Here is a 20,849-nt window from a genome sequence, read left to right as displayed (position 1 = left end):
GCAACCGCCCTCGCCTGCCAGCTCCCCGCCTTAGCGTTTCGCCTCGGCGCACCGCCCGGTGCCGAAGTCGGCGAGATCGCGGCACTGGCCGTCCAACGCGCCGTCCGGCTGAATGCCGAGAACGTGGGCGAGCGTCGGGGCGATATCCACGGTCGGCATCGGCAGCGGCCGCTCCTGCGGCTGCACGCCCGGCCACCAGAACAGGATCGGCACCCGGCGGTCGTAATTCCATACCGTGCCGTGGCCGGTCATCGACTGGCCGGGCTTCGCCTTCTTCGCCTGAAGGTAGGGCTTGAACGCCACGGAAATGTCGGCGCTGCGGCCCTGCACCGTGTTGAGCGCAAACCGCTCCTGCAAGCTCAGCTCATCGACCGGCTTGGCGCGGTCAACATGCGTGCCCAGCAGCGTTTCCCTATCAAAGGCGGCGGACACTTCCGGGCGCTGGCGCACCAGCGGCAATGCCGCCTTCAGCACCCGCTCCCGCTCGGTGGCGGAGGGCTGCCTGCCGTTGCGGTCCACCACCCAGATCTGATCCAGGCCCGCCGCCAGCAGCGGGTCGTAATCCAGCCCCAGCTGCGCGCGCAGCGTGCCGTTCAGGTCGGCCATGAACGCCTCGCCGTCGATGCGGCCGGCCTGCGGCACGTCCCGCGTATTGAGGCGTTCGGGGAAATCAAGGCCGCCATGATCTGCCGACAGCACCACCATGAACGGCACGCCAAGCTCCTCCAGATCGTCCAGGAACTTGCCCAGCTGCTGGTCGAGCCGCACCTGCTGGTCGCACATTTCCGGGCCGTTGGTGCCGTAGCGGTGGCCCACATAATCGTTGGCCGACAGGCTGACCGCCAGGAGGTCGGTCGCCTCGCCCTGCCCTAGCTTGTACTCCTTGACCAGCTCGCGCGCGCCCTCAAGGGTCAGCTCGTCCATGAACGGCGACACCATGAACTGGTCCTTGATGAAGGTGGGGCTCTTCACATCCCAGCCCACGGGCGGCAGCTGCGAGCGCCAGGTCTTGCCGTTGATCGTCCAGTCATGCTCCAGCGCCCGGCAGCTTTCGTCCGCATAGGTCCACGTGGGCGGCGTCTGCTTCCAGTATTCCCGGATGCGCTTGTTCAGCGCGGCCACCGGCTCCAGCGCCTTCGCGCCCGACTGGCCCGCGGGCACGAAGGTGGTGAACCCATAGCCGCCCACCAGCCAGAACTCGCCATCGGCCTTGTGGCCACCCATGTTGATCGCGCCGCGATCCTTGCCGGAGATGGCAAACACCCGGCTCTTGGGAGACTGCGCCTTCAGCCAGTCGCCCAGGGTCGAGGCCTTCAGATTCTTCGCGCTGCGGCCCTCGGTCGGGTCCGCCTTCGGATCGTGCGCCGGGCGCATGGCCGTGTCCTCAAGGCAATAGACCTCCCGGCCCTGGGTCACGTCGTAAAAGTCGTTGGCGTTAATGCCGGTGCCGCTGGGGTGGCGACCGGTCAGCAGGGTCGAATGCCCTGGGCAGGTCTCGGTCGCCGCATGGCTCTGGTAGCCGTTCGGGTAAACGATCCCCTCGTTGCCCAGCCGCTTGAGGCCCGCCACATACCGGCCGCGCCAGCCGCCGAACAGGTTGCTGCTGAACTGGTCGACGGAAATCGCGACGATCAGCTTGGGGCGCGGCAAAGCCGCCTGCTGGGCTGCTTCCGTCGCAACCGGCGCTGCCGCCTGCCCGGCGGCCAAGGCCGGAGACGCCAGCGTCGGCGACACAAGAGCCAGCGCGCCCACGGCCGCCAGAAGAACCTGCCTGAAACCCGAATTATCCATGCCCAAACGCCTTCCCGCAAAAACATTGGCCGGACGCGACCTGCAACCGGCCACCCCGTTTATTGCGGGAATAATACAATTTCGTGTCAGCAGCGCGAGGGCAAAGGGCGCGCCGCAGTGTTTTGGTGAACTAAGATCTTGGTTTTTCTTGCGGGGGTCGCGCCCCCTGCACCCCTTCGTTTTTTCTGCCGTGCGCGGCATCAAAGGGCGCAGTCCGAGAAACGAGCGGGAGGCGCAGGAGGGGCGAAGCCACTGGCTGAGCGCCCCTCCTGCAAAACCCTCATTCTTCCTGCAGCAACCCGATCAGGCCGCCGCGGCTGCACCGATGACGGCCTTCACCGCCGCCAGCGCCTCGGCAGCGGCATCGACATTGGGGCCGCCACCCTGGGCCATGTCGGGGCGGCCGCCGCCGCCCTGGCCGCCAACGGCCGCCACGGCTGCCTTGACCAGATCGACGGCGGAAATCTTGCCTGTCAGGTCGTCGGTGACGCCCACCGCAACGGAGGCCTTGCCGCCATCGGTCGTCACCATCACGGCAACGCCCGAGCCCAGCTTGGACTTCGCGCCATCAACAAGGCCGCGCAGCTCGCGCGCTGGCAGGCCATCGACCACCTGGCCGAGGAAGTTGATGCCGTTCACCTGCTCGGCCGCCGGGCCGCCGGCACCGGCGCTTGCGCTGCCGCCGCCCAGCGCCAGGGCGCGCTTGGCCTCGGCCAGTTCGCGCTCCAGCTTGCGGCGCTCCTCGATCAGCGCGGAAACGCGATCGACAATCTCCGCCGGGCTGGCCTTCAGCGCGGAAGCCACCGCCTTTACGCGGGCTTCCTGCTCCTCGAAGTAGCGGCGGGCCGCCTCGCCGGTCAGCGCCTCGACGCGGCGCACGCCTGCGGACACCGCGCCTTCGCCGACGATGGCGAACACGCCGATGTCGCCGGTGCGGTTGACGTGGGTGCCGCCGCACAGCTCCACCGAGAAGTGGCCACGCTCGCTGCCCTCTTCCTCGCCCATGCTGACGACGCGCACCTCATCGCCGTACTTCTCGCCGAACAGCGCCATGGCACCGGCGGCAATGGCCTCATCCGGCGTCATCAGCCGCGTCACCACCTCGTGGTTCTCGCGGATGCGGGCGTTCACATCGGCCTCGACGGCAGCGATCTCGTCCTCGGAGAGCGCCTTGTTGTGCGAAATATCGAACCGCAGCCGATCCGGCGCGACAAGCGAGCCCTTCTGGGTGACGTGCGCGCCGAGGCGGCGGCGCAGCGCCTCGTGCAGCAGGTGGGTGGCCGAGTGGTTGGCGCGCAGGGCCGAACGGCGCTCGCCGTCCACGATCATCTCCAGCTCGTCGCCGACGCGCACCGTGCCGCCCTTCACCTCGCCCACATGCACGTGGATGAGGCCGAGCGGCTTCTGGGTGTCGCTGATCTCGATTTCAAGGCCGTTCGCGCCGCGCAAGCGCCCGGCATCGCCCATCTGGCCGCCGGATTCGCCATAGAACGGCGTCTGGTTGGTGACGATCCGCACCTGCTCGCCCGCCGTGGCGCTGTCAACGCGCGCGCCGTCCTTCACGATGGCGATGACCTGCCCCTGGGCCGTCTCGGCGTTGTAGCCGACGAACTCGGTCGCGCCCGCTTCCTGGGCGAGATCGAACCACAGGGTCTCGGCCGCCTTCTCGCCCGAGCCGGACCAGGCCGCGCGGGCTGCCGCCTTCTGGCGGGCCATCGCCTCGTCGAAGCCGCCCTTGTCGACGGCAAGGCCCTGCGAGCGCAGCGCATCTTCCGTCAGGTCGAGCGGAAAGCCGTAGGTGTCGTAAAGCTTGAACGCCACCTCGCCCGGCAGCGCAGCGCCCGGCGCCAGGTGGGCGACTTCCTCGTCCAGGAGCCTCAGGCCCTTGTCCAGCGTCTGGCGGAAGCGGGTTTCCTCCAGCTTCAGCGTTTCGCGGATCAGCGCGTCGGCGCGGATCAGCTCCGGGTAGGCCGTCCCCATCTGCTGGGTCAGCGCCGGCACCAGCCGGTGCATCAGGGGCTCCTTCGCGCCCAGCAGGTGCGCGTGACGCATGGCGCGGCGCATGATGCGGCGCAGCACATAGCCGCGGCCATCGTTGGAGGGCAGCACGCCATCCGCAATGAGGAAGCTGACCGCCCGCAGGTGGTCGGCGATCACGCGGTGCGAGACCTTGCCCGCGCCGTCCGGATCGGTGCCGGTGGCGTCGGCCGAGGCCAGGATCAGCGCGCGCAGCGTATCGGTGTCATAGTTGTCGTGCTTGCCCTGGAGCACGGCTGCGATGCGCTCCAACCCCATGCCGGTGTCGATGGACGGGTGCGGCAGGTTGAGGCGGGTTTCCGCATCCACCTGCTCGTATTGCATGAACACCAGGTTCCAGATCTCGGTCCAGCGGTCGCCGTCCTCTTCCGGCGAACCCGGAGGTCCGCCGTAGATGTGCTCGCCGTGATCGTAGAAGATTTCCGAGCACGGGCCGCACGGGCCGGTGTCGCCCATGGACCAGAAGTTGTCCTTGGTCGGGATGCGGATGATGCGGTCATCCGAGAAGCCGGCGATCTTCTTCCACAGGTCGAACGCCTCGTCGTCCGTGTGGTAGACCGTCACCAGCAGCCGATCCCTGGAGATGCCCCACTCCTTGGTGATGAGCCGCCAGGCGCAATCGATGGCGCGCTCCTTGAAGTAGTCGCCGAACGAGAAATTGCCCAGCATCTCGAAGAAGGTGTGGTGGCGAGCGGTGTAGCCCACATTGTCCAGGTCATTGTGCTTGCCGCCGGCACGCACGCACTTCTGCGAGGACGTTGCCGTCTTGTAGGGGCGCGTCTCCAGCCCGGTGAACACGTTCTTGAACGGCACCATGCCTGCGTTGGTGAACATCAACGTCGGGTCGTTCCGCGGCACGAGCGGGCTGCTCGGCACCACCTCGTGGCCTTCGCGGCGAAAGAAGTCGAGGAAGGATGAGCGGATTTCGTTGGAACTGGCCACGCCTAAGCCTCTTTTCTAATCTTTCGGCCCTGGCCTCCCGCAAGGGGGGGAAGAAAGGGCCGAGCCTCCTGTCCTGTCTCAGCGGCCCGAAGACGGATTCCCGCCCGGACACCGCGATCAATTCGCGCCTGACTTAAGCTTTATGCGCTCTGGTGAAAAGAGGGATACGCACGAAGGATGCCCTTTGCCGCCCTTTGCCGCGCCCTCTGCCCCGGTTTTCCTTTCCGGTTCTGTGCTCCCCGTATCTTTTTGCGAGGGGCTTGCCCCCCACACGCGGAGGCGTGCATCCAAACAGATAGGAGGGGCTTGTTCCTCCCGCTCCCTGACGCTTGTCGGGCCGTGCGCGTGAACAGCGCAGGAGCCCACTGGAGCTGGAAAGGCAGGGCCGCGCTTCCGGCGCCTCCTTCAGTCTGACCGGCTGCGCCCCAAAACGAAGGGGGGTAGATCTCCAGCCCCAGAACGCACAATGGCCGGGCGTCCCCCTGCTTGTCACACGGAAACGCCCGGCCACTGTTTAGCTGTCCAGCTTACCTGTCCAGCAGGATCACGGGTTCTCCCTGAACCCTGACACGCAACGACGGCTTAGATGTCGTCTTCCTCGCTCGGCGAGGTCATCAGCGCCTCGGCAACGAGGCCGGCGTTACGCCGGATGGCCGCCTCGATGGTGTTGGCCATGTCCGGGTTCTCCAGCAGGAACCGCTTGGCATTCTCGCGGCCCTGGCCGATGCGCTGGCTGTCGTAGGAGAACCAGGCGCCCGACTTCTCCACGACGCCGGCCTTCACGCCGAGGTCGAGGATTTCGCCCATCTTGGAGACGCCCTCGCCGTACATGATGTCGAACTCGACCTGCTTGAACGGCGGAGCCAGCTTGTTCTTGACCACCTTCACCTTGGTCTGGTTGCCGACGATCTCGTCGCGCTCCTTGATCTGGCCGGTGCGGCGGATGTCCAGACGCACGGAGGCATAGAACTTGAGCGCGTTACCGCCGGTGGTGGTCTCCGGGCTGCCGTACATCACGCCGATCTTCATACGCACCTGGTTGATGAAGATCACCGTGCACTTGGACTTGGAGATGGAGCCCGTGAGCTTCCGCAGCGCCTGGCTCATCAGGCGGGCCTGCAGGCCGACGTGGCTGTCGCCCATCTCGCCTTCCAGTTCGGCGCGTGGCGTCAGCGCCGCCACCGAGTCAACGACCAGAATGTCGATCGCGCCCGAGCGCACCAGCGTATCGGCAATTTCAAGCGCCTGCTCGCCGGTGTCCGGCTGCGAGATCAGCAGCTCGTCGATGTTCACGTGCAGCTTACGGGCATAGACGGGATCGAGCGCGTGCTCGGCGTCGATGAACGCCGCGGTGCCGCCCGCCTTTTGCGCCTCGGCGATGGCATGCAGCGCCAGGGTCGTCTTACCCGAGGATTCAGGGCCGTAGATTTCGATAATGCGCCCGCGGGGCAGGCCGCCGATACCCAGCGCCATGTCCAGGCCGAGCGAGCCGGTCGAGATGGTCTCGATCTCGACTCCCGAGCTGCGCTGGCCCAGCTTCATCACCGAACCCTTGCCGAATGCCCGGTCGATCTGTGCCAGTGCGGCTTCCAGTGCGCGCGATTTATCCATAGAGTCTTTCTCGATCACCCGAAGAGATGCAGACATTTTCTTTTCTCCCGCATAGAGGCACAGAGCGTCGAACGCAACGCAGGCTTTGTACCTGTTTTGTTCTCATATGCAAGCTTGGCAGACAAGCCTTTGATTCCATTGGCATTAATTCATACATTTGGAACGCGTTCCTGCCTGGATTCAGGCAGTAATCCCGCCACTTGATTCGTTCTGCGCCGGCTTGCGGCCGATGGCCTCCCGCACCGCCTCGGCCAGTTCCTGCACCGAGAACGGCTTGGGCAGGAAGGCCACGTCCGGCACGTCGATGGAGCGGCGCAGCTGCTCCTCCGCATAGCCGGAGATGAAGATGATCCTGAGGTCCGGGTGGCGCTCGCGGGCATGGCGCACCAGGGTCGGCCCGTCCATGCTCGGCATCACCACGTCGGATATAAGAAGGTCGACCGGCTGGTCCAATCCCTCCATCACCTCTAGCGCCTCCTCGCCGTTGTTGGCGGTGAGCACGTTGTAACCCTTGCGCTCCAGCGCCCGCTTGGCGACGGCGCGCACCATGGCCTCGTCTTCCACCAGCAGCACGGTGCCATGCCCCCAGGTGTCGGACACCGCCTCCGCCGCCTTGGCTTCCTCCACCGCCTGCTCCTCGGGCGCGGCGATGTAGACCGGCAGGTAGATGGTGAAGGTGGTGCCCCGCCCCACCTCGGAATCGGCGAAGATGAAGCCGCCCGTCTGCTTGACGATACCATAGACGGTGGACAGCCCCAGCCCCGTGCCCTTGCCCACCTCCTTGGTGGTGAAGAACGGCTCGAAGATTTTGCCCAGGTGCTCCTTGGGGATGCCGTGGCCGGTGTCGGTGACGGCAATCACCACATAGTCCGCCGGCGGCATGATCTGGTAGCCCAGCTTCTTCACCTCCTCCGGCGCCACCTGGTAGGTGCGGATGGTCAGCTCGCCCGAGCCGCCCATGGCGTCGCGGGCATTCACCGCCAGGTTGACGATCACCTGCTCCAGCTGGCCGGGGTCGGCCCTGACCGGCCCCAGGTTGCGGCCGTGGATCATGTTGAGGGTGATGGTCTCGCCCATCAGCCGCTTCAAGAGGTTGGAGAGTTCGGCCAGCACGTCAGACACCTGCAGGATTTGCGGCCTCAGCGTCTGCTGGCGCGAGAAGGCCAGCAGCTGGCGCACCAGATTGGCGGCGCGGTTGGCGTTCTGGCGGATCTGGTTGAGATCCCCGAAGTCCGCGTCGCCCGGCGCGTGACGCAGCAGCATCAGGTCACAATAGCCGATGATGGCGGTGAGGATGTTGTTGAAGTCATGGGCGATGCCGCCGGCCAGCTGGCCCACCGCCTGCATCTTGGTGGCCTGGGTGATCTGCTGCTGCAGGCGCCGCTGCTCGGCGTCGTCGCGCAGCGCGATCACGGCCGCCGCGTCGCCGATGCCGATGTGGGCGATGCTGAGCCGCACCGGATCGGCCCGCCCGCCGCGCAGGCGGACCTGCAGATCCCGGTTCGGCAGGCGGCCGCTGGCGACGCTCCGCACCACCTCGGCGACCATGCTGGCGTCTTCCTCGTGCACCAGATCGACCGGATAGAGCGGCGTTGCCTCCGGCTTGATGCCGACCGCGTGCGTGAAGGCGCGGTTGATGTAGCGAAAGCGGCTGTCCCGGTCGACCGTGGCGAAACCGAACGGCAGGCTGTCGAGCAGGCCGTGCACGATATCGTCCGCCGCGCCGCCGGCCACCACCGTATGCGCGGTCTCGCGCAGCAGCAGGTAAACATAGCCGAAGGCTTCCCCGCCCCTGCCCTGGGGCGCGAGCGGAATCTCGGCCAGCCGCACCGGCACGGACGAGCCGTCCGCCGCCCGCAGCAGCACCTCGCTGTCATCGGCCAGGGCGAACAGCGCCGTCAGGTTCCGGCCCATCAGCTCGCTTGCATCGTAGCCGGAAATCCGGCCGCAGGCAGCGTTGATGGCCAGCACCTGCCCATCGCCATCGGCGGCGATGAGGCCGATGTCCGCCTGGCTCAGCCAGTCGCCCACATGGCCCGCCGCCACGTTCACCGCGCCCGCCAGCGTCAGGCTGCGCTCGGATGGGCTCACCCGCCACAGCAAGTGCCCCGCCGGATCGTCGGCGCGGCGGCAATGCACGTCCAGCTCGCTGTGCCGGCCCTCCACCACGCGGGTCACGCTCGCCCGGGCGGTGCCGTCGCGCCGGGCCTGCTGGGCCAGCCGCTCCAGCGGGGCCCGCGCTTCCGGATCAATCCCCGCCAGCTCGAACGGCGAGGGATAACCGGCGCAGATCTCCCCCGTAGGCGGCATTGGCCACCACCAGCGCGCCCAGCCGGTCAGTCACCGCCATCGCGTCGGGCTGATTGTCGATGGCCGCGCGCACCAGCGCACGGCTCGCGCCCGTGGGGCGCTGCTGCCGGCCGGAGGCCCAGGAGTGGGCGAGCGCCGCCGCGCCGAGCATGAGCGCGAAGTAGAGGATGCTCACTTCCCAGACGCCGGTGCTCCAGCCGATGAGCGCCGCCGAAAGCAGGCCCAGCGTGACCACGGTGGCCGCGACCCACGCGAACTGCATGGAGCCGGGCTCGGGCGGCAAGCCGCCAGCCAGGTCGGCTTCCTCCAAGCCGCGCTCGTCTCCAGGGAACCATCGTGCGATCATGCGCGCCCGCAGCCTGCCTCGAACCTGTGTGTCAAACCCTAGGGACGATGCCCAAAAGGCGCGCCGCGTCAAGGCTATCCTTCATGCTCTTTGCCTGGCGCGTGGTCGAATATCAACGCCGGGCCGCCGCCGCGCGCTCCCATCAGGGCCGCGGCGGACGCTTCGGCAAGGACCGGCCGCGCAGCTTCATCACGTAGCTGATGACCTCGGCCACCGCCTTGTAATGGTCGGGCTTGATCTCTTCCTCGACCTCCACGCTGGCATAGAGCGCGCGGGCCAGCGGCGGATTTTCAACGATCGGCACCTTGTTCTCGGTGGCGACGGCGCGGATCCGCAGCGCCAGGCTGTCGACGCCCTTGGCGACGACCTTGGGCGCGGCCATCGCCGCCTGATCGTATTTGAGCGCCACGGCAAAGTGGGTCGGGTTGGTGATGACGACGTCGGCCGTCGGCACGTTGGCCATCATGCGCTTGCGCGACCGCTCCAACCGGATCTGGCGGATGCGCGCCTTCACGTGCGGGTCGCCCTCGCTTTGCTTGAACTCGTCCTTCAGCTCCTGCCGGCTCATCCGCATCTTCTTCATGAACGAGAAGCGCTGGTAGACGAAGTCGCCAAGGCTCAGCACGGCCACGAGGATCACCACCGCCAGCAGCAGCTTGATGACGAGGCCGCCCGTCAGCGCCAGAACGTCCGGCGCGCTGCCGAACAGGCTGAGTTCCAGCCGGCGGCCATAGGGCCACACCACGGCGACGCCGACGACGCCCACCAGCGCGCTCTTGGCGAGGGTCTTGAGGAACTCGACCACCGCCTGCGCCCCAAGCAGCCGCTTGATGCCGGAGAGCGGCGACAGCTTGGACCACTGCGGCTTGATCCGCTCCCACGAGAGGGTGGGCCGTCCCTGCATCACCCCGCCCACGATCGCCGCCAGAAACAGCACCGCCAGCGGGGCGAACAGCGCCGCGCCGGTGTTGAGCGCCACGCTCGAGGCCAGGCTCTGCGTGCCCCGGCCATCCAGCTGGTATTTGTCCGCCTGCCCCAGAAGATTGACGAACATCGGCGCAAGGCCATGGCCGATGCCGCCGGCCATGAAGCTCACCACCACCAGCGCGCCGCCCAGCATGGCAACATGGCGCATCTCGGCGCTGCGGGCGATCTGGCCTTTCTTGCGCGCCTCATCCAGCTTTCGCTGGGTAGGCTCTTCTGTTTTCTGGTCGTCGTCTTCGCTTTCCCCGGCCATCTCAGCCTCCCATCAGGGTCCGCAGACCCTCGCCGAAGCGATCGAGGAACACGGTCATGATCGTGCCGATCAGCGCGAGCAGCAGCAAAAGAGAGAGGACAATGCCCAGCGGCTGGGCAATGAAGAACACCTGGATCTGCGGGGTCAGGCGCGCCATCAGGCCCAGTCCCACGTTGAACACCAGGCCATAGACGAGGAACGGCGCGGCCATCTGCATCCCCAGCGCGAAGGCATGGCTGAGCATCTGCACCGACAGCATGGCGAAGTCGCCGCCCATCATGTCGCCGCCCGGCCGGAACAGGGCGTAGGAGCGCACCATGCCCGCAAGCATCAGGTGATGCAGGTCGGTCGAGAACACCAGCACCACTGCCAGCATGTTGAGGAAGCGGGACACCAGGATCGTCTGCCCGCCCTGGGCGGGGTCGAACACCATCGCGCCCGACAGGCCGCTTTGGAAACCGATGACCGTTCCGGCCAGTTGCACCGCCGAGAACAGGATTCGCACCGCCATGCCCAGCATCAGGCCGACGATGATCTCGCCAATGAGCAGCGCGGTGGTGGCGGGCAGCGTCCTCGGCATGGGCGGCAGCGAGACGAGCACGACCGGCAGCACCACGAGCGACAGGGTGAGCGCGAACAGCAGCCGCACGCGCGACGGCACATTCTCGTCGCCGAGCGCCGGCATGACCATGAGCATGCTGCCCAGCCGCGCAAAGACCAGGAAGTAGGCGGTGAACTGGGCCGTCATGAAATCAGGCATGAACGACCCGCCGCTAGCCCGAGATAATTCGGGCGGCCAGCCGCTCCATCAGCCCGCCCATCAGCCGACCCATCAGCGGCGCGGTGAGCAGCAGCACGATCGTCATGGCGATAAGCTTGGGCACGAAGGTGAGCGTGGCTTCCTGAATTTGCGTCAGCGCCTGCAAAAGACCGATGCCGAAGCCGATTACCAGGGCCACAAGCAGCAGCGGTCCGGCCACCATCAGCATGGTGAACAGGCTGTCGCGGGTCACATCGAGAACTTCAGCGCCGGTCATTTCGCCACCTTGGCCCAACATGGTGAATACATGGTTAAGCCCGGCTTGCAAAAACGCAGGCCCCGGCTTCATGAAAAGCCCTTCCAATTCAGAAAGATACGCCTCGCCTCCAGCGAGACAGACCGAATGCCCGGCCCGGTTTCCGCCTTAGGAGCTTTCTTAAGACATGCGATTTCTACGACCAGAGCGGCCTTTCCGTCCATTCCGCTTCCGGTTACTTCTGGCACATGGCCAAGGTCGATGCAGTTTTGGGCTGAACAGCACATAGCGCCGGAGCCGCATGGCGCTGGAGCTACGTGATGCCGGAGCGACTTGGCCACTTTGCGTTCAGATGAAGCGTAGGAACCGCTCTATATTCTTGCGAAGGACAATCTTTTGCTTCTGAATAGCAGGGGATTTGAGGGGAGGATACCTGCAATGCGGACCATATCCGCGGGCATTCTGGACGCGTCGGAGCACCTGTTTGCTGACCGCGCCATTCTTTGCCTGGAGTTGACCCCGGCGGACCACCTCCTGCTCTGGTCTTTTCGCGAGCTTCTCACCGCGCGCCTGGAGGGGCGGTCCGTGCGGCAGATCCTCGGCGGCCTCAAGGGCGCGCCGGACCGCTCTGCCACTATCCTCCTGCGCCTGCTTGCCGCCGAACTGATCGCCGTCACCCGCCGTAACCTGCGTTTCGGCCAGCCGCACTGCCAGCATCTGATGCCCGACGAGCTTGCCCTCTTGGCCTCCATTGATCGCATCCAGGCCGGAGATGAGGCGCGTGCGGGCATGCTGCTGCAGAACCTGTGCGCCAATTCCCGGATAGACGGGCTCATGGAAGCCGCCCACCACCTGGGCAGGGCTCTGGGCGACCGGGGCATGATTATTCGGGTCATGCGGCTGGTTCCGCCGGAGATGCTGCCCAGCATCCACTAACCCGCCCGCGCGCCCGGCTCGCGCCAGCACATTCGTTACGCCTTGCCGCCCTTACGCCTTGCCGCCCTTACGCCTTGCCGCCCTTACGCCTTGCTGCGGCTTTAAGCTTCGCCTCTCAGAGCTACGCCCGGTCGCGCTGGCATGCGGCACGTCAGCGCCCCGCCATCGCCTCGCCTTCTGCGGCAAGGTGCTGCCCCACATCGTCTTAAACGGCAACGGCAGGCCAGGCGGCCATCCTTTCGCAACGATCCGCCAAGCCCCGGCGCCAAAGGCCATGCTACGAGCCGCCCCTTGACCCCCTCATTATTGCGAGTCATTATCAATTGCAGAACCCAAGGGGACAGGAGCCTTCCATGCCGCAACATCTCTTTTCTTCCCATGAGCGCAGGCCGGCACGAATCACCGCCATCCGGTGCACCGACCTGCCGCCGCAGGCCAACCGTTTGCTGTGGCTTAGCCGCCTGTTCATTGCCGCGCGTCTTGACTATGCTAGGGCCGAGCGCTCAATCGCCCTGGTTGCGCCCCGGTGCAGCCGGGCCGTCCCCATCCTGCTGTGCCACCTGCTTTTGGAAATCAGCCGCCATGCCACCCGGCGCGTACAGGTGGCCAGCCCGTGCCATGGAACGGTTGTTGAAGATGAGCTGCGCTTCCTGGCGGCGGTCGATCTGGCGCAGCTGGACGATCCGCGCCTGCCCTGCCTATTGCAGGAAACCTATGGTCCGGATTGCGATGCCGATGCCATCGCGCCGGTGCTCACCGCCACGCTGAAACTGGGGGAAGCGCTGTTGCAGGAAGGAATGCGCGTCGAGGCATGTCACCTGCTGCCCGAAGGGGCGCTGCCCACCCTTCATTGACGCGAAAAAGAATGGGTGGCGAGCGATCGCAGATGGGGAAAAGAGATAAGGGAAGGCAGGACCGCCGGCCCCTGCCCTTCCTTAAATCGGCATCCGCAGGATTTCCTGATAGGCCGAAACCACCCGGTCGCGTACCGCAACCAGCGTCTCGACGGCCATCTCGGCATTGTTGACCGCCGTTGCCACGTCGATCAGGTCCGCCTTGCCTTGGATCGACTGGGCCGACACGGCTTCAGATTTGCGGCTGGCATCGACCGCCGTGTGGAACATCTCGCCCAGCATGTCGCCGAAGGAGGCATTGGGCGCTCCCATCGGCGTCCCGGTCGACAGCGAACTGCCGGCGCTGCCGAGGCTGCCGGCCGACCGTCCGAGAGCCTGGGTGTAGGCGTTGGTCGCATCGAAGGCGCGGATGGACATGGCTCAGTCTCTTCTTTCGCTTTTCGTCAGAACCTCCTGCGCTCTAGCGCAGCAGGTCAATCGTCCTCATGGTCAGCGTCTTGGCGGCTTCGACCGCATTGAGGTTCGCCTCGTAGGAGCGCTGGGCTTCCTTCATGTCGCTGGCCTCGATGATGCTGTTCACATTCGGCTTCAGCACATACCCTTGCGCGTCGGCCGCCGGATGGCCGGGCATGTACGCCTTCTCGAACGGGCTGTTGTCCACGGTCACCCGGTCCACCTTCACGGTGTGCGCGCCCATTTCCCGGTCCATTGCGTCACGGAACGTCACCACCTTGCGGCGGTAGGGCTGGCCATCGGGCGTCTGCGCCACGGAATCCTTGTTCGCCAGGTTTTCGGCCACCACGCGCATACGCAGCGACTGCGCCTTGAGCCCGGCTGCCGAAATGGCCATTGCACGCTGCAAATCCATGGGCGTCTCTCTCCCTTCGTCGCTGGCGACGCTTAGTTGCCACCCTTGCCGATGGCGGTTTTCAAGAGGCCCGCCTGCTTGCGGTAGAGGTTGGTCAGGGCCGTGTATTCCATCTGCACGTTCGCCAGCGACAGCAGCTGGTCTTCCAGCACCACCGTGTTGCCGTTGGGCTTCACCTCAAAGACATCGCGGCTGGCTTCCGTGTTGTTCTGCACTGCAGCCGAGCTTCCCAGCGCGCTCATGGCTGCCGGCACATTGATGTGCGGCTTGGCGATCTTCGGCGTGCCCGAGGTGTTGGAAACGTTCGCCAGAATATCGGAAAAGTCCTTCTCCACCAGAACGCGGGCCTCGTACCCTGGCGTGTCGGCGTTCGCGATGTTCTGGGCAATGACTTCCTGCTTGGCCTGAAGCTCGCGCATCTTGCCCGTCATTGCCTGGAAAATGGCGATGGACGACGTATCCACGGGTTTACCCTCGTCGGTATGGAACGGCACCCAAGCATCGCTGCTCAAGCTTAACAGTTGGTAAACGACCTTGCGGATCCGTTCCCGCAACGGGTGGGATTTCTCCCGGCGCGTCCAAAAGAGAATGGATGCTGCGTCTCGCCCTTTCCCCTTGCCGCGCAAGCGCAGCGTTACCGTCAGCGCTTTTATCGTTTTGTTAAGCATGTTGGCGGTTAACTGCCGCCATGCAGAACCCGTTCGAGCGCAACTACGATCTGTCGAAAACCGCCGTCGCCGTGAAGGGCGAAGCGGATGGGCAGGCCGTGTTGACAGCCAAGGGGCGCGGCGCGGTGGCGGAGCAGATCCTCGATCTCGCCTTTGCGAGCGGCGTGCGCGTTCGCGAGGACAAGGCATTGGCCGGAATGCTCGCCGCTTTCGATCTCGACAGCCCCATCCCCGCCCCGGCGCTGGATGCCGTTGCGGCGGTGCTGGCACGGGTCTATGCGGAGCGCGGGCAGGCTTGGCCGGATGTTCCGTCCGAAAGCGCTGCCACCGAAAGCGAATGATACCGCATGGACGCGATTGATTATTTCCGTTCCCTCGGCGCGCTGGCGCTGGTGCTGGCCATGCTGGTCGGCGCGGCCTATGCCCTGCGCCGCTGGGGCCACCGCATTCCCGGCGTCGGCATTGCCTCGCCTCGGGGGGAAAGCCGCCTTGCCATCGTCTCCACACAGATGGTGGATGTGCGCCACAAGCTGGTGCTGGTGCGCCGCGACGATGTGGAGCACCTGCTGCTCATCGGCCCGCAGGGCACGACGCTGGTTGAATCCGGCATTCCGTCCGCCCCTTCTTCAGACAAGGCTCAGTAAGGCACAATGATGCATCGCCGATTTCTCTGGCTTGCGGCCCTGCCGTTGATCCTCCTGGCGGAGCCGGCGCTGGCGCAGAGCGTCTCCGTCAATCTGGGCGAAGGGTCGCTGACCGGGCGGATGGTGCAGCTCATCATCCTGCTCACCGTCCTCAGCATCGCCCCCGGCATTTTGATGACGGTGACCTCCTTCACCCGCATCGTCGTGGTGCTGTCGCTGCTGCGGAACGCGCTTGGCACCCAGCAGTCCCCGCCCAATGCGGTGCTGATCTCGCTGGCGCTGTTCCTCTCCTTTTTCATCATGGGGCCAACCTTCGAGCGCGCCTGGCAGGACGGCATTCAGCCGCTCACCCAGGAGCAGATCACCGAGGAGGAAGCATTCGACCGCACCGCCGCGCCGTTCCGCGCCTTCATGTTGCAGCACACGCGCGAGAACGACCTGAAGCTGTTTGTCGATCTCTCCCGCCGCCCGGTTGAAACTGTTGAGCAGACGCCGCTCACCGTGCTCATTCCGGCCTTCATGATTTCCGAGCTGCGCCGGGCGTTCGAAATCGGCTTTCTCCTGTTCCTGCCATTTCTCATCATCGACCTGGTGGTCTCTTCCATCCTCATGTCGATGGGTATGATGATGCTGCCGCCCGCCACCATCTCCCTGCCGTTCAAGCTCATCTTCTTCGTGCTGGTGGATGGCTGGCATCTGGTCGCCGGCTCGCTGGTGCAGAGTTACGGCACCTGAGAAAACCGGCCGGCTTGCCGTCCACAAAAAAGCGCGCCGCCCAAAGGGCACGGCGCGCTTTTTTTGTGAGCGGCTTATTTTCAATTTGCAGGGGGTCCGAGCCCCCCTCTTTCATAACTCCACGGCATGAAGCAATCCCATGCTCCGGCGCGAAGCGATCAGGAAGCGCGGAAGGCGGCCTTGTAGTTCTTCATGAAGGTCTCGATCCGGTCGATATCCGACAGGGTTTCCGACAGGCCGGACAGGCTGGCAGCCCCCTGCCCGTCCGGCGCCGTGATGATATCGAATGCCGAACCCAGGGCATCGCCCTTCATCGCAGCGCCATAGCTGGCGCGCAGCTGGGCAAGGCCCGCATTGTCCGACAGCATGACCGAAGCCACCGTCGCGCGCATCACCAGTCGCCGCTCGTCCTTGTCCAGCGTTTGCCCGGCCTTGGGCAGCATCGGTTTCAGCGTGTCGACGAGCTTGCGCCACTCCTTCCCCTTCCAGTAGGCATCGGCCCGCAGCATCTGCGCTTCGGTCGACGTATCGCCTTCCAGAATGGCCTCGGCCTCGTCTGCCCGGTCCAGCTCCAGCAGCGCGCGCGCCTCTACCCGGTTGCGCTCCTTGCGGACATCTTCCGGCATCACCCGCTGACGGGTGGCGCGCAGCACGCCGATGGCCTGCTCGGGCGCGTCGTTCATCAGGTGAATCATCGCCAGCTGGGAGGCGACCACCGCCTGCGGCACGCCCTCAAGCCGGTATTTCACCTGGTGTTCGAGAAGGCTTGCCGCCCGGTCATAAAGATCAACATTCACCAGCCGCTCGGCCAGCTTGCGGATCATGGAATCGCCTTCAGCGCCCAACGGCGTCAGGTCGCGGAAATCATAGTAGAGCCCCAACGCCTGCGCCGGGGGCATGGCGTCGGCCCCGCCATCGAGGAACAGGCCCCGGAAAATGTCGGTCATCTTGTCCGCGATGGCGCGGGTGCGAGGGCTCGGCTTGAAATAGCTCACCGCCTGACGCAATGCCGTCAGGGCACTGCGCGGATCGTTGATATCCAGATAAAGATCGCCCAGCCGCTCCAGCAGCGACAATTCAAACTCATCGCCCCGCCAGGCAAAGCGCAGCCGGTCCAGCCGGTCGATGGCGTCCTTCGCGCTGATGCTCTTGCGCGCCAGTTCGTCCTCGGTCAGCGCCAGCGTCGCCATGGCGTTGATGCGCCGCCCGCCCAGATTCTGCGCCACGGTGAATTCCGCCGCCGCCTTGGTGCGGTCGCCCCCCTTCACGGCCAGAACGCCGCGCCAGTAGGCCGCCTCGGCCCGCACTTCGGCGCTGTAGTGGGGATCTTCCAGCCCCGCCAGATCGCGTTTCGCAATGGCGCCGCCATCCAACGCCAGATCGGCGCGCACCGCCGCCAGGCGGAACTGGGCACGCTGTTCCGGCTCGTAAAGGGCCAGCACGTCCGCACCCACTGCATAGGCCGCCAGCGCTTCCGCCGGTCGCTGCATCGCCTCCAGCACCAGCGTGCGCCACAGCAGCGCCTCGGGCTCGTTGTCGAGGATCGGATGGCCCAGATCCTCATAGGCGTCGCTCAAATGGTGCAGCCGGAAGCGCGCATAGCCCCGCGCCGCGCGGAAAACCGGCGCATTCTTCAGGTCCGGCTCCAGCTGGACCATGCGCTCCAGCACGCCCAGGGCATCGGCCGCCATGCCATTGCCGAGATAGAACCGGGCCAGTTCCCAGCGGCGCTCCTGTTGATCGTCAGGTTTGGCGATGCTGAGGGCGTAGAGCAGGTCCGCCTTGCGCTGGGCGAACGGGATGCGGGAATTGTCCGCCCATGCGGACAGATCGATGAGCCGCGCGCGGCCCACCGTGCCGTCGTCCCGGGTGAAGTAGCCGCGCGTTGCCAGTTCGGCGGTCGTGGCTTCCATTCCCAGAAAGGCAACGCCGTTGGAGTGGCGCACGGCCTTGATCGTTCTGGATGCCGGCTTGACCGCAATACCCTGGATCGAGCGCAGCACCGTGCCGCCCGGATAGCTTCGCAGATCAAGCACGCCCGCACTTGCGGATGAGACCGGCACCAGGATGAGCGGCCGGTTGTCGGTGGGATCGATTATCTCCACCGGCAGGCCGGGTTCGGGCACCTGGGCGAACAGCCGCACGCCGGCCACCGGGTCGCGCTGGCGCGTGAACTGGATCGTCTCGCGCGGCAGAACCTCCCGGTCCTTCAGCTCCAGCGACCACATCGTGCCATCGCGCCGCAGCCTGATGCCGATGCCGGGGCGGATGCGAAATCGCAGCACGGTTGCGCCGCCGGCGCTCAGAGGCTCGACGCGCCGAACGCGATCACCGGTCGCCGCTTCCAGCGCCGGGTTGTTGACCTCATACTGTCCGGACCAGGCAACGATCAGCGTATTGCCGCGCGCAAAAGCCGCCGCCGGAGTGATGTCGGGAAACTGGTAGTGAATGGCGACGCCCTGCGGGATGGGTTCCACCTTGCCGTGGATCGTCCTGCCGCTGTGCTGGGCATCGGCTTCCCTCAGGGCTTCTTCCAACTGCAGCCGGGCCAGCGGACCAGCCGCCTCTTCCTGCGCCTGTTTGCGCGCCTGCTCCCGGGCCTTTTTCCGGGCCTCGGCTTCCTCCGCCGCTTTCGCCTTCAATGCTTCCAGCTGCTGAAGAACAAATTCATCCTTCGCAGCCTCAGCATTCTCGGCTTTCACGGCGCGCGCCGTCGCTGCGGGTTTGGACTTTTGGACGGCGCCCGCATCCTTCACGTCGAGGACGATCTTGCCGCCCGAGCGGTAGTGATGCAGCCCCGCACCCTTTGCCGCCTTGAAGCGCAGCACCGTCCGCCCATTTTCGCGGGCAAGCGTGGGCGCGCCCACCCGGTTCAGCCGCAGTTTGCGAATGGCCTCAAGGCTCAGGTCGCCGTCCGCTTGAAAGGTGATAACAACTTCATCGCCCGCCACGCGGGCGTTATAGGCAACCGCCCGCGGCCATTCGAACACCAGGCGCGAAAAGCCGGCATGGTCCGCCCCCCGAATATTGACGGCATCAGCTGCTGCGGCGGGCAGCACCCACAGGGACGACAGCACGCACAGGGCAGCGATACTGCGGCTCAGGGGTAAGGGCCGGCGGTTCACTGTTCATCCTTCCCGATCTCGACCATCAGGGCGGGGCCATCGCCTGCCACGACGACGCGCGGGGTCTGCCCCAGCCCAGCCGCCGCCAGCCGATCCGCCAGGCGCTGCGCGCGCCCGGCCGCCTCGGCCCAACTCACCGCCGTTTGCCCCCCTGCCGCCTGGACAGAAGCTCCGGCGCGGATGGCAATAGGCGCGCCGCTGCGCCGAAGCAAGTCGGTGAGCGCCGCCACGTCCGCATCGGTCAGCGGCCTGGCCTCCAGCGTCAGGCTCGCGGTGGCGCCATGAGCGGCAATCACGCTTTTCTCCAGTGCGGGCAGCTGGCCCACCCGCGCCTTCAGCCAGGTTGCCCAGTAATTGCCCCCGCGCGCGACGGGCGATTGCGCGGGCGAGGCGACTCTGGCCGCCTCCCCGGCACGAAACACCTGGCGGATGGATGACAGCGCATTTTCGCGCTGGGCGGCGGGCACGGCCTCAAGCGCGTAGGCCAACACCAGAAAGCACAGCAGAATGCTGAGCATGTCCGCAAAGGTCAGCATCCAGGCGGGGCGCAGCATCATTGCGCGCCTCCTTGCCTATCCAAAATCAGGCCGAACCGGGCGCTTGCGCCAGCTTCATGGGTGCCAATCTCAAGCCGGCCGATGTCGGCATCAAGGGTGCCCAGCAAGGCCGCCACAGCCGCGACCCGCGCCGCCGTCACGTCCGGGCGGCGGGCTGGCGGCAGAATATCGAGCCGCAGTCCCGCGCCTTTTTCCATATTGGCCAGATGCGCGGCGAGGCTCCGCAGCCATAGGCGGCCCGCCTCGGTGAGCGCGGCGGAGTCATGCTCGAAGAAGACGACCGGAATCGCCTCGCTTGTTTTGGGCAGCTCGCCTGCTGTCGCGCGCATCGCCAGCGGCTCCAGGGGAGAGGCTGGCACAGCGGGCGCTGTCGGCTCCGGCGCGCGATGGACCGCCAGCAGAGCGGCGAATATGGCGACGAGCACGAGCCACACCGTTGCCATCAGGCCATACTGGCCTGCCGGAGCGGGAGGTGCGTGTGTCGCCATCGCCGGCACGCGTTAGTCGAAGCTCGCCAGAAGCGCGTCGATATCGTCCTGGTTGTTGCCCTGGCCTTCCAGCGACGGACCGTTGAGCAGTTCCTTCGGATCGACCGGCTCGCCCTCATCGTCGCGGTGAATGATCTTCTCGCCACGGTTGGACTGATCGCCCACCGCCTCGGCCAGCTGACCCAGCTTTTCCTCGATGTGCTTGAGCACGCGCACCACCTTGGTGACGCGCTGGCCAGTGATATCCTGGAAGCTGGAAGCCTCGTAAATCCGCATGGCGATGGCGCTCAGCCGCTCGGAGAGTTCCCCGTCCACGTCGCCGGCAATCGCCGTCACCTCGTCCGCGCAATCCATGATCTGGGTGGCGGCGGATTCGGTGTGCTGCACGATGGCGTCCAGCTCGTCGGCCGCGCCGGGGATGTCATGCTTCGAGAGGGCGTTGGGCTGGATGGACGCGATCTCCGCCTTGGCGGCGCTGATGAAATCCACCAGTTCCTTGAGTTCGCCGCCGATCTTGAGCGCTGCCAGCTCAAGTTCACCCTGCATGGTCGACACCATGGAGGCCACCAGCTCTGGGATATCGCGCACTTTTACGTGCTCGCCCCGCTCCTGGCGGAGCGCTTCAATCCGATCCTTGAGGGTGGCTGTCGCAAGGCCTGACATTTCCATACTCTCCACGACTGT

The 20,849-nt window shown here is 65.9% G+C and carries 20 protein-coding genes; 5 read left to right on the top strand and 15 right to left on the bottom strand.

Features of this window, described 5'->3' with window-relative positions:
• Window positions 1–30: 30 nt before the first annotated feature.
• The 8 genes from L0C21_RS07545 to L0C21_RS07510 form a co-directional block, all read right to left on the bottom strand.
• Complete coding sequence (locus L0C21_RS07545; RefSeq protein ID WP_259277777.1) at window positions 31–1,791, bottom strand: alkaline phosphatase family protein; 1,761 nt, start codon at window positions 1,789–1,791, stop codon at window positions 31–33.
• A gap of 303 nt (window positions 1,792–2,094) precedes the next feature.
• Entirely contained in the window at window positions 2,095–4,770 is a 2,676-nt protein-coding gene (alaS, locus tag L0C21_RS07540) for an alanine--tRNA ligase (protein WP_259277776.1), read from the bottom strand.
• Window positions 4,771–5,352: 582 nt separating this feature from the next.
• On the bottom strand, window positions 5,353–6,417 hold the full coding sequence (recA, locus tag L0C21_RS07535; RefSeq protein ID WP_259277775.1) for a recombinase RecA: 1,065 nt from the start codon (window positions 6,415–6,417) through the stop codon (window positions 5,353–5,355).
• Between the two features lie 144 nt (window positions 6,418–6,561).
• Window positions 6,562–8,691 carry a hybrid sensor histidine kinase/response regulator gene (locus L0C21_RS07530; RefSeq protein WP_259277774.1) on the bottom strand — a complete coding sequence of 710 codons (2,130 nt, stop codon included), beginning with the start codon at window positions 8,689–8,691 and terminating at the stop codon, window positions 6,562–6,564.
• Window positions 8,630–9,037, bottom strand: a complete 408-nt coding sequence (locus tag L0C21_RS07525; protein ID WP_259277773.1) for a hypothetical protein — start codon at window positions 9,035–9,037, stop codon at window positions 8,630–8,632. The genes L0C21_RS07530 and L0C21_RS07525 overlap by 62 nt, the downstream gene beginning before the upstream one ends.
• 142 nt (window positions 9,038–9,179) lie before the next feature.
• The gene (gene flhB / locus L0C21_RS07520) at window positions 9,180–10,274 is read right to left on the bottom strand and encodes a flagellar biosynthesis protein FlhB (protein WP_259277772.1); all 1,095 of its coding nucleotides are present in this window, start codon (window positions 10,272–10,274) and stop codon (window positions 9,180–9,182) included.
• Between the two features lies 1 nt (window position 10,275).
• Window positions 10,276–11,034 carry a flagellar biosynthetic protein FliR gene (fliR, locus tag L0C21_RS07515; protein WP_259277771.1) on the bottom strand — a complete coding sequence of 253 codons (759 nt, stop codon included), beginning with the start codon at window positions 11,032–11,034 and terminating at the stop codon, window positions 10,276–10,278.
• 13 nt (window positions 11,035–11,047) lie between these two features.
• Window positions 11,048–11,311 (bottom strand): flagellar biosynthetic protein FliQ, encoded by a 264-nt coding sequence (locus L0C21_RS07510; protein WP_259277770.1) that lies wholly within the window; start codon window positions 11,309–11,311, stop codon window positions 11,048–11,050.
• 417 nt (window positions 11,312–11,728) lie between these two features.
• On the opposite strand from L0C21_RS07510, the gene L0C21_RS07505 reads away from it, so the two are divergent.
• The gene (locus L0C21_RS07505; RefSeq protein ID WP_259277769.1) at window positions 11,729–12,226 is read left to right on the top strand and encodes a hypothetical protein; all 498 of its coding nucleotides are present in this window, start codon (window positions 11,729–11,731) and stop codon (window positions 12,224–12,226) included.
• Window positions 12,227–12,579: 353 nt separating this feature from the next.
• On the top strand, window positions 12,580–13,080 hold the full coding sequence (locus L0C21_RS07500) for a hypothetical protein (protein ID WP_259277768.1): 501 nt from the start codon (window positions 12,580–12,582) through the stop codon (window positions 13,078–13,080).
• A gap of 81 nt (window positions 13,081–13,161) precedes the next feature.
• On the opposite strand, the gene fliE is transcribed toward L0C21_RS07500, so the two are convergent.
• From fliE to L0C21_RS07485, 3 genes are read right to left on the bottom strand one after another with little or no spacing between them, the layout of a single operon-like run.
• Entirely contained in the window at window positions 13,162–13,497 is a 336-nt protein-coding gene (gene fliE / locus L0C21_RS07495; RefSeq protein WP_259277767.1) for a flagellar hook-basal body complex protein FliE, read from the bottom strand.
• Between the two features lie 43 nt (window positions 13,498–13,540).
• Window positions 13,541–13,948: a flagellar basal body rod protein FlgC gene (gene flgC, locus L0C21_RS07490; protein ID WP_259277766.1), complete on the bottom strand. Its 408-nt coding sequence runs from the start codon at window positions 13,946–13,948 to the stop codon at window positions 13,541–13,543.
• A 32-nt stretch (window positions 13,949–13,980) separates the two neighbouring features.
• Window positions 13,981–14,412 (bottom strand): flagellar basal body protein, encoded by a 432-nt coding sequence (locus L0C21_RS07485; protein ID WP_259277765.1) that lies wholly within the window; start codon window positions 14,410–14,412, stop codon window positions 13,981–13,983.
• A 224-nt stretch (window positions 14,413–14,636) separates the two neighbouring features.
• Between L0C21_RS07485 and L0C21_RS07480 the strand changes: the two genes are divergently transcribed.
• Genes L0C21_RS07480 through fliP form a run of 3 tightly spaced genes read left to right on the top strand, consistent with a single transcriptional unit; the run spans window position 14,637 to window position 15,995 of the window.
• Window positions 14,637–14,957, top strand: a complete 321-nt coding sequence (locus L0C21_RS07480; RefSeq protein ID WP_259277764.1) for an EscU/YscU/HrcU family type III secretion system export apparatus switch protein — start codon at window positions 14,637–14,639, stop codon at window positions 14,955–14,957.
• Between the two features lie 6 nt (window positions 14,958–14,963).
• On the top strand, window positions 14,964–15,260 hold the full coding sequence (locus tag L0C21_RS07475; RefSeq protein ID WP_259277763.1) for a FliO/MopB family protein: 297 nt from the start codon (window positions 14,964–14,966) through the stop codon (window positions 15,258–15,260).
• Window positions 15,261–15,269: 9 nt separating this feature from the next.
• Window positions 15,270–15,995 (top strand): flagellar type III secretion system pore protein FliP, encoded by a 726-nt coding sequence (fliP, locus tag L0C21_RS07470; RefSeq protein ID WP_310593386.1) that lies wholly within the window; start codon window positions 15,270–15,272, stop codon window positions 15,993–15,995.
• Between the two features lie 158 nt (window positions 15,996–16,153).
• Here fliP and L0C21_RS07465 read toward each other — a convergent pair whose 3' ends face one another.
• The 4 genes from L0C21_RS07465 to L0C21_RS07450 are packed head-to-tail and all read right to left on the bottom strand — an operon-like array spanning window position 16,154 to window position 20,828.
• Entirely contained in the window at window positions 16,154–19,120 is a 2,967-nt protein-coding gene (locus tag L0C21_RS07465; RefSeq protein WP_259277762.1) for a tetratricopeptide repeat protein, read from the bottom strand.
• Window positions 19,117–19,677 (bottom strand): flagellar motor protein MotB, encoded by a 561-nt coding sequence (locus L0C21_RS07460; protein WP_259277761.1) that lies wholly within the window; start codon window positions 19,675–19,677, stop codon window positions 19,117–19,119. The genes L0C21_RS07465 and L0C21_RS07460 overlap by 4 nt, the downstream gene beginning before the upstream one ends.
• The gene (locus L0C21_RS07455; protein WP_259277760.1) at window positions 19,674–20,165 is read right to left on the bottom strand and encodes a hypothetical protein; all 492 of its coding nucleotides are present in this window, start codon (window positions 20,163–20,165) and stop codon (window positions 19,674–19,676) included. Before L0C21_RS07455 ends, L0C21_RS07460 begins: the two co-directional genes overlap by 4 nt.
• Before the next feature lie 12 nt (window positions 20,166–20,177).
• The gene (locus L0C21_RS07450; RefSeq protein WP_259277759.1) at window positions 20,178–20,828 is read right to left on the bottom strand and encodes a protein phosphatase CheZ; all 651 of its coding nucleotides are present in this window, start codon (window positions 20,826–20,828) and stop codon (window positions 20,178–20,180) included.
• Window positions 20,829–20,849: the final 21 nt, after the last annotated feature.

It is taken from the genome of Pedomonas mirosovicensis (assembly GCF_022569295.1).
Classification (GTDB): domain Bacteria; phylum Pseudomonadota; class Alphaproteobacteria; order Sphingomonadales; family Sphingomonadaceae; genus Pedomonas; species Pedomonas mirosovicensis.
The sequence above is the reverse complement of the archived record's forward strand: the minus strand, read 5'-3'. Positions and strand labels throughout refer to the sequence as shown.